12 protein-coding genes are annotated in these 11,968 nt (G+C 72.6%); 9 read left to right on the forward strand and 3 right to left on the reverse strand.

Going from position 1 to position 11,968, the window contains the following annotated elements:
* Positions 1-96: 96 nt before the first annotated feature.
* From E4P43_RS01555 to E4P43_RS01565, 3 genes are read left to right on the forward strand one after another with little or no spacing between them, the layout of a single operon-like run.
* Positions 97-930, forward strand: coding sequence for an ABC transporter permease (locus E4P43_RS01555; protein WP_135143655.1), 834 nt, complete (start codon positions 97-99; stop codon positions 928-930).
* A gap of 29 nt (positions 931-959) precedes the next feature.
* Positions 960-1,691 (forward strand): ABC transporter ATP-binding protein, encoded by a 732-nt coding sequence (locus E4P43_RS01560; RefSeq protein ID WP_135143656.1) that lies wholly within the window; start codon positions 960-962, stop codon positions 1,689-1,691.
* On the forward strand, positions 1,688-2,602 hold the full coding sequence (locus tag E4P43_RS01565; RefSeq protein WP_135143657.1) for a glycosyltransferase family 2 protein: 915 nt from the start codon (positions 1,688-1,690) through the stop codon (positions 2,600-2,602). Before E4P43_RS01560 ends, E4P43_RS01565 begins: the two co-directional genes overlap by 4 nt.
* On the opposite strand, the gene E4P43_RS01570 is transcribed toward E4P43_RS01565, so the two are convergent.
* Complete coding sequence (locus E4P43_RS01570; protein WP_135143658.1) at positions 2,586-4,541, reverse strand: glycosyltransferase; 1,956 nt, start codon at positions 4,539-4,541, stop codon at positions 2,586-2,588. The genes E4P43_RS01565 and E4P43_RS01570 overlap by 17 nt on opposite strands.
* A gap of 20 nt (positions 4,542-4,561) precedes the next feature.
* Positions 4,562-5,749 (reverse strand): UDP-galactopyranose mutase, encoded by a 1,188-nt coding sequence (gene glf / locus E4P43_RS01575; RefSeq protein ID WP_209313670.1) that lies wholly within the window; start codon positions 5,747-5,749, stop codon positions 4,562-4,564.
* Between the two features lie 164 nt (positions 5,750-5,913).
* On the opposite strand from glf, the gene E4P43_RS01580 reads away from it, so the two are divergent.
* The 6 genes from E4P43_RS01580 to E4P43_RS01605 all read left to right on the forward strand — a co-directional run bounded on the left by E4P43_RS01580 (position 5,914) and on the right by E4P43_RS01605 (position 11,098).
* Entirely contained in the window at positions 5,914-6,858 is a 945-nt protein-coding gene (locus tag E4P43_RS01580) for a glycosyltransferase family 2 protein (RefSeq protein WP_135143660.1), read from the forward strand.
* Between the two features lie 19 nt (positions 6,859-6,877).
* Positions 6,878-7,960 (forward strand): sugar phosphate nucleotidyltransferase, encoded by a 1,083-nt coding sequence (locus E4P43_RS01585; RefSeq protein WP_280790921.1) that lies wholly within the window; start codon positions 6,878-6,880, stop codon positions 7,958-7,960.
* A gap of 196 nt (positions 7,961-8,156) precedes the next feature.
* Positions 8,157-8,942, forward strand: a complete 786-nt coding sequence (locus E4P43_RS01590) for a glycosyltransferase family 2 protein (RefSeq protein WP_135143662.1) — start codon at positions 8,157-8,159, stop codon at positions 8,940-8,942.
* A complete protein-coding gene (locus E4P43_RS01595) occupies positions 8,939-9,349 on the forward strand; it encodes a DUF2304 domain-containing protein (protein ID WP_135143663.1) in 411 nt (136 codons plus the stop codon). Before E4P43_RS01590 ends, E4P43_RS01595 begins: the two co-directional genes overlap by 4 nt.
* Before the next feature lie 14 nt (positions 9,350-9,363).
* The gene (locus E4P43_RS01600; protein WP_135143664.1) at positions 9,364-10,134 is read left to right on the forward strand and encodes an SDR family NAD(P)-dependent oxidoreductase; all 771 of its coding nucleotides are present in this window, start codon (positions 9,364-9,366) and stop codon (positions 10,132-10,134) included.
* On the forward strand, positions 10,088-11,098 hold the full coding sequence (locus E4P43_RS01605; RefSeq protein WP_245158875.1) for a DNA-3-methyladenine glycosylase 2 family protein: 1,011 nt from the start codon (positions 10,088-10,090) through the stop codon (positions 11,096-11,098). Before E4P43_RS01600 ends, E4P43_RS01605 begins: the two co-directional genes overlap by 47 nt.
* Here the strand turns inward: E4P43_RS01605 and rfbA are convergent.
* Complete coding sequence (gene rfbA / locus E4P43_RS01610) at positions 11,095-11,961, reverse strand: glucose-1-phosphate thymidylyltransferase RfbA (protein WP_135143665.1); 867 nt, start codon at positions 11,959-11,961, stop codon at positions 11,095-11,097. The genes E4P43_RS01605 and rfbA overlap by 4 nt on opposite strands.
* Between the last annotated feature and the right edge of the window lie 7 nt (positions 11,962-11,968).

Raw genomic sequence — 11,968 nt, forward strand, 5'->3', positions numbered from 1 at the left:
CCCGGTCCGGGCGCCCCGTGGCACCCGGCCGCACCACGCTCATCGCGAGTCCCACCGAGCCGACGGCGCCGCGACACCCGCAGGTAACGTCAAGGGGTGGCCATCGCTCAACCGACCGGACGCACCCTCGTGGCCGCTGTCGCCGACCTCCGACGCGGCTGGGAGCAGCGGGCGCTGTGGGGTCACCTCGGCTGGCAGGACATCCGCCAGCGCTACCGCCGCTCGGTGCTGGGCCCGGTCTGGATCACGATCAGCATGGCGGTCACCGCCGTCGCGCTGGGCATCCTCTACTCGGGCCTGTTCGACATCGAGCTGGCGACGTTCCTGCCGCACGTGCTGGTCGGCTTCATCGTCTGGAACTTCATCAGCGGGTGCATCGCCGAGGGCTCGGAGGTGTTCATCGCCAACGAGGGCCTGATCAAGCACCTGCCCTCGCCGCTGTCGGTGCACGTCTACCGGCTGGTGTGGCGCCAGGCCCTCTTCTTCGCGCACAACCTGCTGGTCTACCTGGTCATGCTGCTGGTCTTCCCGCAGCCGCTGTCGTGGACCGTCCTGACCGCCGTGGCGGCCTTCGCGCTCCTGGCGGTGAACGGTGCCTGGGTCGCGCTCGCGGTCGGCATCATCACGACCCGCTTCCGCGACATCCTGCCGATCACCCAGAGCATCGTGCAGCTGATGTTCTTCATGACGCCGATCGTCTGGATCTACGACGACCTGGCCAACAGCCCGAACCCGGACATCGCCGAGCGGGCGAAGCTGGCGGAGTTCAACCCGTTCCTGCACTTCCTGGAGATCGTCCGCCGTCCGCTGCTGGGCCAGGACCAGGTGCTGCGGCACTGGGTCGTCGTCCTCGTCATCACCGTCATCGGGTGGGCGCTGACCCTGTTCGTCATGCGCCGCTACCGATCCCGCGTCTCCTACTGGGTGTGACCGTGTCCGAAACCAGTCCCGTCAGCATCATGACCAAGGACGCGTGCGTCGACTTCCCGATCTTCGACGCCAAGAGCCGCTCGCTGAAGAAGACCGTCATGGGTCTGGTCGGCGGCAACATCGCCAGCGACAGCAAGGTGCCGGTCATCGAGGCGCTGCGCGACATCAGCGTCAGCCTCGAGCACGGCGCCCGCGTCGGCCTGGTCGGCCACAACGGCGCCGGCAAGTCCACCCTCCTCCGGCTGCTGTCGGGCATCTACGAGCCCACCCGTGGCGTCGCGGAGATCCGCGGCCGGGTCGCCCCGGTGTTCGACCTCGGCGTCGGCATGGACCCGGAGATCTCCGGCCTCGAGAACATCATGATCCGCGGCCTGTTCCTCGGCATGACCCGCAAGCAGATGGAGGACCGGGTCGACGACATCGCCGACTTCACCGAGCTCGGTGACTTCCTGCGGATGCCGCTGCGCACCTACTCGACCGGTATGCGCGTGCGCCTGGCCCTGGGCGTGGTCACCAGCATCGACCCGGAGATCCTGCTGCTCGACGAGGGGATCGGCGCGGTCGACGCGGCCTTCCTGGAGAAGAGCAAGCAGCGCCTGTCCGAGCTCGTCGAACGCTCGGGCCTGCTGGTGTTCGCCTCCCACTCCGACGAGTTCCTCCGCGAGCTGTGCGACACCGCCATCTGGATGGAGCACGGGCAGATCAAGGCCCACGGCGAGCTGAACGAGGTCCTGCGGGCCTACAAGGGCCTGCCGGCATGACCGCGGGCGCCACCCCGCCCGCCGCCGAGAAGGTCGTCGCGGTCGTCGTCACCCGGCACCGGCGCGAGCTGCTGGGGCACAGCCTCGCGGCGCTCGCCGGCCAGGACCGTCCCGTCGACCACGTCGTCGTCGTCGACAACGGCCCCGACCAACCGGTCGCGGACGTCGTCGCCGGCTGCGGGATGCCGGCCACCTACCTTCCCAGCGAGCGCAACCTCGGCGGCGCCGGCGGCTTCGCCCTGGGCATGCTGCACGCCCTGGCGCTCGGGGCCGACTGGGTCTGGTGCGCCGACGACGACGGCCGGCCCGCCGACGGCACCGTCCTGCGCACGCTCCTGGCCAGCGCCCGCGAGCACGGGCTGGCGGAGGTCTCGCCGCTGGTGACCGACCTCGCCGACCCCGACCGGCTGGCCTTCCCCCTGCGCCGCGGCCTGCGCTGGCGGCGCCGGCGCAGCGACTTCGCCGGCATCGACCTGCTGCCGAGCTACGCCTCGCTGTTCAACGGCGCGCTCTTCCGCGCCGAGGCCCTCGACGTCGTCGGGGTGCCGGACTACCGGCTGTTCTTCCGCGGCGACGAGACCGAGATCCACCGCCGCCTGCTCCGCGCGGGGCTGCCCTTCGGTACCTGCACCGCCGCCGCCTACCTGCACCCCGAGGGCACCACGGAGTTCCTGCCGATCCTCGGCGGGAGGCTCTCGGCGCAGTACCCGGCCAACGACGTGAAGCGCTACTTCACCTACCGCAACCGCGGCTACCTGATGGCCCAGCCGGGCATGCGCTGGCTCCGCCCGCTGGAGACCGTGCGCTTCGGCTGGTTCTTCCTGGTGTCCCGCCGCGACCCGGGTGGGTGGCGCGAATGGCGCCGCCTCACCCGGGCCGGCCGGCGGGAGGAGCTCACGCGCCCGGCGTGAGCTCCCCGGAGAAGGCCTTCTCCCAGCTCTGCTGGCTGGTCAGCTGCTCCATGTGCTCCCGGTACTGCTTGGCGAGCCGGGGGAACTCGCGGTAGAGCTTCACGTGCACCTTGACGGAGTGCCGCAGCATCCGCCAGAAGGTGTCCGGCTCCCGGCGGCGGAACGTGACACCGCGACCGTCGGCGGTGCCCACCGTCGCGCTGTCCAGCCGGGAGAGGAGGAACCAGCGGGCGTCCTGCGCCGAGATGTTCATCTGCGGCCGCTCGGCGGCGTCCGGCTTCGGCTTGCGCAGGTTGTGCGCCAGGGCGGCGCCCAGGGTGCGGCCGATGGTCACCGGCGTCGTCGGCGGCTTCATGAACCGCTCGGCCTTCGTCGGGCTCATCGAGGGCAGCGGCAGGTCCGAGGACGAGCCGAGGACCTGACCGTCGGGGTAGTCACCCTGGTGCTTCAGCGCCGTGGGGAGCGCGGTGGGCAGCAGCGGGAACAGCCGGTCCGGGCCGGCGAGGAAGTCGTCGTAGGCCCGGTGGTGCAGCGCGGCGGTCGCGTACTGCAGCATGATCAGGAACTTCAGGTCGAACTTGAAGGTGTCCCGCAGCAGCGTGCCGCCCCGCTTGTGCTGGGTGTGCAGCGCCGCCGCGACCAGCCGGTTGCGGGTGTGGAAGTAGGCCTGCCAGCCCGCGGTGTCGTCCTTGTCGCTCCAGGACAGGTGCCACACGGCGGCGCCCGGCAGGGTCGCCGTGGGGTAGCCGTGCTCGCCCGCCCGGATGCCGTACTCGGCGTCGTCCCACTTGATGAAGACCGGCAGTGCGAAGCCCAGCTCCTCCATCACCTGGCGCGGGATGAGGCACATCCACCAGCCGGTGTAGTCGACGTCGATCCGCCGGTGCAGCATCGTCGACTTGCGCAGGCTCTTCTTCGCGAAGTCGTGCGCGTACTCGGTGTTCGGCGCGGCCCGCCAGAAGAACTTGTCCGGTGCCACGACCTCGCCCATGGTGTGCAGCACCGAGCGGTCCTGCAGCGCGAGCATCTGGCCGCCGACCAGCATCGGCTTCTTGGTGAAGCTGGCGAAGGTGAACAGCCGGGCGATGCTGTCGGGCTCCAGCTGCACGTCGTCGTCGAGCAGGATGTGGTGCGTGGCGTCGGTGGAGACCAGGGCCTCGTGCATCGTGCGGGAGAACCCGCCGCTACCGCCGAGGTTGGGCTGCTCGACCAGCAGCAGCCGCTCGCCGAGCGCCGCGGCGGCCTCGGCGAAGCCGGCGGCGTCGCGGACCTTCTTGTTGCCCTGGTCGGCGACGATCACGCGGGAGATCAGGCCGTCGACGACAGGGTCGTCGGCGAGCGCCTGCAGCGCCGAGACGCAGTCGTCGGGCCGGTTGAAGGTGCAGATCCCGATCGAGAGCCGCGTCTCCTGGGCCGGCTCGCGCGCCGCGGACCAGTCCGCCTGGTGCACCGTCAGCGGGGCGTCGTCAGCGGTGACGTCGAACCAGTACCAGCCGCCGTCCTCGAACGGCGTCAGGTCCAGGTCGAACTCCAGCGAGCGGTCCTCGCCGGAGGTGGTCGTGCCGGTCACGTGGATGACGCTGCCGTCGGCCTTGGACCGGTAGACGTCGATGCGGCCGGGGCCGGACACGCGCATCCGCAGGACGACGCTGTCGAGCACCGTCCAGCGGCGCCAGTAGCTGGCCGGGAAGGCGTTGAAGTAGGTCGCGAACGAGACCTCGTTGCCGGCGGCGACCGTCGCGTCGGCACGGCTGGTCGACTTGACCCGTCGCGCGCCGGGGGCGCTCTCGTCGACGTACAGGGTGCGGACCTTCAGCGGGTCGCCCGGCCGCGGGAGGATCACCCGCTGCAGCAGGGTCACCGCCTTCCCGGCGGCCAGGTCGGCCGCAGAGGCGTCGGCGACGCGTTCGGGGGAGACGGGGGAGTCGATGCTGCTCATCGGTCGTCAGTCCTCGCGGGTCAGTCGTCTAGGCGGCCGTCGAGCGACGAGCCCTGGTCGAAGAACGGGCGGATGCGGTTGTCGAACATGCTCAGGGCCGACCCGATGGCCATGTGCATGTCCAGGTACTTGTACGTGCCCAGGCGCCCGCCGAACAGCACCCGCTTCTCCTCGGCCTCGCGCTTGGCCAGCTCGCGGTAGCGCTCGAGCTTGGCGCGGTCCTCGGGGGTGTTGATCGGGTAGTACGGCTCGTCGCCGGTCTCGGCGAACCGGGAGAACTCCCGCACGACCACCGTCTTGTCCTGCGGGTAGTCCCGCTCGGGGTGGAAGTGCCGGAACTCGTGGATCCGGGTGTAAGGGACGTCCTCGTCGGCGTAGTTCATGACCGAGGTGCCCTGGAAGTCACCGATCGGCAGGACCTCGGTCTCGAAGTCCAGCGTGCGCCAGCCCAGCTCGCCGGCCTCGTACCCGAAGTACTTGTCGATCGGGCCGGTGAACACCGTGGGCACGTCGCTGGGCAGCTCGTCGCGGACGTCGAAGTAGTCCGTGCTCAGCCGCACCTCGATGTTCGGGTGGTCGGCCATGCGCTGCAGCCAGGCGGTGTAGCCGTCCTTCGGCAGACCCTCGTAGGTGTCGTTGAAGTACCGGTTGTCGAACGTGTACCGGACCGGCAGCCGGGCGATGACCGCGGCGGGCAGCTCGGTCGGGTCGGTCTGCCACTGCTTCTTCGTGTAGCCGCGGATGAACGCCTCGTAGAGCGGGCGGCCGATCAGGGAGATCGCCTTCTCCTCGAGGTTGGCGGCCTCGGCGGTGTCGAACTCGCCGGCCTGCTCGGCCACGAGGGCGCGGGCCTCGTCGGGGGAGAAGCTCTTGCCGAAGTACTGGCAGATCGTCGCCAGGTTCATCGGCAGCGAGTAGGTCTGGCCCTGGTAGATCGAGTAGACCTTGTGCTGGTAGTTCGTGAACTCGGTGAACTGGTTGACGTACTGCCAGACCCGCTCGTTCGACGTGTGGAAGAGGTGCGCGCCGTACACGTGCACCTCGATGCCGGTCTCCGGCTCGGGGGCGGAGTACGCGTTGCCGCCGATGTGGTCGCGCCGGTCGATGACCAGCACGCGCTTGTCCAGCTGGCTGGCGACGCGCTCCGCGACGGTGAGGCCGAAGAAGCCGGAGCCGACGACGACGAGGTCAGGTCCTGTGGTGGTCACGGGCATCGACGGTACCTGCAGCCCAGGGGTGGCACGACCACGCAGCGGAGGTTCCGGTGCCGAGGCGACCCGTTCCGTCACATCCACCCCACGTGCCCCGGCGCCGCGGCCCGCGCGCACCGGGACCGGGCCGGCGCGGGCGGGACTGCCTAGGGTTGCCCTCCGTGGCACCTACCCCCGACCCCACCCCGCTGCGCGTCGTCGCCGTCACCTACTCGCCCGGCGCCGCGCTCGAGGGCTTCCTGGACTCCCTGGCGCAGGCCACGTCCCGGCCGGTCGAGGTGGTGCTGGCCGACAACGGCTCCACCGACGGCGCGCCGGAGCGGGCCGCCGAGCGGCACCCGCACGTCCGGGTGCTGCGGACCGGCGGCAACATCGGCTACGGCGGCGCGGCCAACGCCGGGCTGGCCGACCTGCGCACCGGGCGGGCGCTGATCGCCAACCCCGACCTGCGCTTCTCCCCGGGCTCGGTGGACGAGCTGCTCGCGGCGGCCGACCGCTGGCCCCGGGCGGCCACCCTCGGCCCGGCGATCATGACGCCGGAGGGCGAGCTCTACCCCTCGGCGCGCGACCTGCCGCGGCTCTCCACCGGCGCGGGCCACGCGCTGCTGGGCTGGGTGTGGCCCAGCAACCCGTGGACCGCCCGCTACCGCCGGGAGCGGGAGGCCCCGCGGGAGCGGCCCGCCGGCTGGCTGAGCGGCTCCTGCCTCCTGGTGGACCTCGAGGCGTTCTGGTCGGTCGACGGCTTCGACCCCGGCTACTTCATGTACTTCGAGGACGTCGACCTGGCCGAGCGGCTCGGGCGCCGGGGCTGGCTGCACGTGTACGTGCCGACCGCCGTCGTCGAGCACGAGGGCGGGCACGCCACCCGTCGCGAGCCGCACCGGATGCAGCGGGTGCACCACACCAGCGCGCTCCGCTACCTGTCCCGCCAGTACCCGGGCCGCCGCAACGCCCCGCTGCGGGGTGTGCTGCGCGCCGGGCTGGGCGGCCGGATGCTGGTCTCCTACGTCAGCGGACGGGTCGCCGCCGGCGCCCGGTTCCAGCGGCAGGCCCGCGAGCTGGCCGTCGTCCCCGGCCCCGCGGGCCGCGAGAGCGGGGAGAGCTGACGTGCGGCACGCGGTGATCATGGCCGGGGGGTCCGGCACGCGCCTGTGGCCCATGTCGCGCACCAGCCGGCCCAAGCAGCTGCTGGACCTGGTGGACGACGGCGACGGCGGGACGCGCAGCCTGCTCGCCGAGGCGTTCGCCCGGGTGCGCGCGGTCGTGCCGGCCGACTGCATCTGGGTGTGCACCGCCGGCCGGTACGCCGAGCAGGTCCGCGCCGCGCTGCCCGACCTGGCCGAGGGCCGGCTCATCCTCGAGCCCGAGCCCCGGGACACCGCCAACGCCGTGGGGCTGGCCGCCGCGCTCGTCGCGGACGTGGACCCGGAGGCCGAGCTCGCGGTGGTGAGCGCCGACCACGTCATCCGGCCCGTCGAGCGGTTCGCCGCCGGGCTGCGGACGGCCTTCGACGCACTCGCCGAGCGCCCTCGGTCCCTGGTGACCCTCGGCATCCCGCCGACCTACCCGGCCACCGGGTTCGGCTACGTCGAGCGGGGCGGTGCCACCGCGGTGCCGGGCGTGGCCGAGGCCGCGTCCTTCCGCGAGAAGCCCGACCGGGCGACCGCCGAGCAGTACCTGGCGTCGGGCCGGCACCTGTGGAACTCGGGCATGTTCGTCTGGCGCGCCCGCACGGTGCTCGACGCGCTGGCCGACCACCTGCCGGCCACGGCCGAGGGGCTGGCCCGGGTCGTGGCCGCGCCGGCCGGCGCCGAGCGGGACGCGGTCCTCGCCGAGGTCTTCCCGCGGCTGCCGAAGATCAGCGTCGACTACGCGGTGCTGGAGCCGGCGGCCGCCGAGCCGGGCCGGGTGCTGGTCGCCGACCTCGACGTGGACTGGCTCGACGTCGGCTCGTGGCCGGCGCTCGGGCGCGTCCTCCCGTCGGACGACGCGGGCAACGCGCAGCGCGGCATGGTCGTCCAGGTCGACGGCGAGCGGAACGTCGTGGTGAGCGACGACCCCGGGCACCTGGTGGCCACGGTGGGGCTGCGCGACTGCGTGGTCGTGCACACCCGGGACGCCACGCTGGTCTGCCCGGTGGCGGACGCCGAGCGCGTCAAGGAGCTGCTGGAGGCGGTCGCGGCGCGGTACCCGGGAACCTTCGGCTGACCCGTCGGGCCGGGCCGGACGGTGCTATCCGGCCGCGTGTGACCCATCCGTCACACGCGGCCCGGACTCCCCAGCGGAACGGCGCCGACCGGTTACGTTGGTCGCCGTGAACGTCCAAGAGCAGGCTCGTCCCGTCGTCGGGGGTTTCCGCGCGCAGGTCGCGACGGCCACCCGGCCGGGGATAGCATCCGGCCCGATGAGCGCACTCCGCGACGAGGCCGGGCAGCCGCTGGGCAATCAGCCGCAGCTGCACCTGGCGACGTCGGGCGACGAGCAGCGCCAGCCGGCCGGCCCCTTCGACGACACGGTCGTCGTGGTCCGGGTCTACAACGAGGCGACCGTCGTCCGGGGCGTCATCAGCGAGCTCGTGGAGGCCGGCCTCCGGGTCATCGCCGTGGACGACGCGAGCAGCGACGCCTCCGCGCAGGAGATCGACGCCGCCGGCGCGCTGCGGATCAGCCACCCGGTCAACCTGGGCGCCGGTGGCGCGCTGCAGACCGGTTACGAGGCGGCCCTGCGCTTCACCGACGCCAAGTACATCGCCTGCTTCGACGCCGACGGCCAGCACCAGCTGACCGACCTCGTCGGGATGATCGAGAAGATCCGCGACGGCTACGACGTCGTGATCGGCTCCCGCTTCCTGGACCAGAAGACGGAGATGAGCCCGCTCCGCCGCGCCATCCTCCGGATGGCGACCAAGGTCATGAACCGCCGGTCGGGCACCAAGCTCACCGACGCCCACAACGGCCTGCGGCTGATCTCCCGCGACGTCGCGGCCGGCATCCGGCTGGCGCACTCGGGCATGGCGTACGCCTCCGAGCTCGAGGAGCAGCTGACCCGGCCCGGGCTGCGGGTCACCGAGTACCCGGTGCACATCCTGTACACGGAGTACTCGCGCTCCAAGGGCCAGCCCCTGCTCAACAGCATCAACATCCTGGCCGACACCCTGGCCCACCGGATCAGCCACGGGCGGTCCTCGTGATCATCAAGTGGCTGCTGGTCCCGGCGCTGGTCGCGGCGGTCTACCTCTCGCTGCGGTCGCGGGCCTCGCTGCGCGGCCAGGCGCGGCGCAAGATCCTCGCCGGCCTGACGATCGCCGGCGGCATGCTCGCGGTGATCTTCCCCGGCGCGACGCAGTGGGCCGCCGACGCGGTCGGCGTCACCCGCGGTACCGACCTCCTGCTCTACGTCCTGGCCCTGGTGATCATCTACCTCGTCGGGAGCACCAGCGTGCGGTTCCGCGAGCAGGAGGCACGGCTGGTCCGGCTGTCCCGGCAAGTGGCCCTGGCCGAGACCGAGGCGCGCATGAGCCTGGGCGTGGTGCCCGGGTACGGGCCCCGCGGCGCGGCGCTGTCCGGCGAGGGGGATACCCGCTCCGCCTCCTCGTGACGTAGGAAGCACGTATGAAGAACTTCGACGTCGCAGCCATAGTCAGCGGAGGAGCCTCCGGGCTCGGCGAGGCGACCACCCGGGCCCTGGCGGCCCGCGGCGCCGCCGTGACCATCCTCGACCTCAACGAGGAGCGCGGCCGGGCGCTGGCCACCGAGCTCGGCGGCCACACCACCTTCGTCCGCACCGACGTGACCGACGAGGCGTCGGTCCAGGCGGCCGTCACCGAGGCGACCGGCAAGGACCGGCCGCTGCGCATCGCGGTCAGCTGCGCCGGGATCGGGGCCGGCCAGCGGACCGTCGGCCGCAACGGCGAGCCGCACGACCTCGGCGCGTTCATGAAGGTCCTCACCGTGAACCTGGTCGGGACCTTCAACGTGCTGCGCCTGGCGGGGGCCGCCATGTCGCAGACCGAGCCGGGCGAGGACGGCGAGCGCGGCGTCGTCGTCAACACCGCCTCGATCGCGGCCTTCGACGGCCAGATCGGCCAGCTCGCGTACTCCGCCTCCAAGGGCGGGGTCGTGGGCATGACGCTGCCGGCAGCCCGCGACCTGTCCACCGTGGGCATCCGCGTCTGCACCATCGCTCCCGGCCTGGTCGACACGCCGCTCCTGGCCGGTCTGCCCGAGGAGGCGCGGGCCGCCCTCTCGGCGGGCATACCCTTCCCGAAGCGGCTGGGCCGCCCGTCCGACTTCGCCGAGCTGGCGCTCGCGATCGTCGAGAACGGCTACCTCAACGGTGAGGTCATCCGGATGGACGGCGCGCTGCGGATGGCACCCCGCTGACCTCTTCCCGGAGCACGCCCTGAGCACGAGCACCACCACGGGCACCCAGACCGCCGCGGACTACTCGGCGGCCTGGGTGCCCGACTGGCCCCTGGACGTCGGGCGGGCGCTGGCCCCGCACCGGCGGAGCGCCGGCGACCCCACGATGCGGGTCACCGACTCGGGGACCTGGCGGACGACGTCCACGCCCGAGGGGCCGGCGACCGTGCGGCTGGTCCGCACCGCGACCGAGCTGCGGATCAGCGCCTGGGGACCGGGGGCGCGGTGGGCCGGGGCGGCGGTCCCGGAGTGGCTCGGGTCGGCGGACCGGCCCGAGGAGTTCGATCCGGGCGACCACGCGATGGTCGCCGAGCTGCACCGCACGACCCCCTGGCTGCGGCTGGGCCGCACCGGCCGCACGTGGGACGCCCTCGTCCCCGCGGTGCTCGAGCAGAAGGTGACGGTCGTCGAGGCGCACCGCGTGTGGCGGGAGCTGCTGCGGCTGGCCGGCGAGCCGGCACCGGGGCCCGCGCCGGAGGGGATGCGGGTCGTGCCGTCCGCGCGCCGGCTGCTCGAGGTCACCGACTGGGAGTGGCACCGCTGCGGCCTGGACGGTGCACGGCGCCGGGCGCTGCGCGCGGCGGCGACAGTCGCGCACGCCCTCGAGCCCGAGCGGGCGGGGGAGTCGGCGGACCTGCAGCGCCGGATGTGCTCGATCCCCGGCATCGGGGTGTGGACGGCGGCCGAGGTGGTGCAGCGCGTCTACGGCGACCCGGACACCGTCAGCGTCGGCGACTACCACCTGAAGAACCTGGTCGGCTACGCGCTGACCGGGAACCGGAACACCGACGACGACGGCATGCTCGCGCTGCTGGAGCCGTGGCGGGGCCACCGCCACCGGGTGGTGCGGCTGCTGCTGTCCGGTGGCCCGAGGCGGCCCCGGCGCGGGCCACGGTTCGCGCCGACCGACTACCGCCGGCGCTAGCGCTCGGTGAGCAGGCCGAGCAGGTAGGCGCCGTAGCCGCTCTTGCCGAGCGGCTCGGCGATGGCGCGCAGGTCGGCGTCGTCCAGCCAGCCGTTGCGCCAGGCGACCTCCTCGATGCAGCCGATCTTGAGCCCCTGCCGCTCCTCGACGACGGACACGAACTCCGTGGCCTGCCGGAGGGAGGCGAACGTGCCGGTGTCCAGCCAGGCGGTGCCCCGGTCGAGGGCGGTCACGGTGAGCCGGCCCTCGCGCAGGTAGTGCTCGTTGACGGCGGTGATCTCCAGCTCGCCGCGGGCGCTGGGCGTGATGCCCTTCGCCACCTCGACGACGTCGCCGGCGTAGAAGTAGAGGCCGGGCACGGCGTAGGAGCTCTTCGGCTCGGCCGGCTTCTCCTCGATGGAGAGCACCCGCCCGGCCGGGTCGAACTCCACGACGCCGTAGTCCTGCGGGTTGGCCACGTGGTAGGCGAAGACGTGCCCGCCGGCGGGCTCGGGCAGCCGGGAGAGCGCGGTGCCCAGGCCCGCGCCGTAGAAGATGTTGTCGCCCAGCACCAGGGCCGCGGCCTCGCCGTCGAGGAAGTCCGCGCCGATGAGGAAGGCCTGCGCCAGGCCCTCCGGGCGGGGCTGGACGGCGTACTCGATGCGCATCCCCAGCCGGCTGCCGTCGCCGAGCAGGTGGCGGAACGCCTCTTGGTCGCCGGGGGTGGTGATGACCAGCACCTCGCGCACCCCGGCCATCATCAGCGTGGAGAGCGGGTAGTAGATCATCGGCTTGTCGTAGACCGGCATGAGCTGCTTGCTCACGGCCTGCGTGATGGGGAAGAGACGGCTCCCCGTGCCCCCGGCCAGGATGATCCCGCGCATGGGGACG

The sequence above is a fragment of the Blastococcus sp. TF02A-35 genome (assembly GCF_004571075.1).
GTDB lineage: Bacteria > Actinomycetota > Actinomycetes > Mycobacteriales > Geodermatophilaceae > Blastococcus.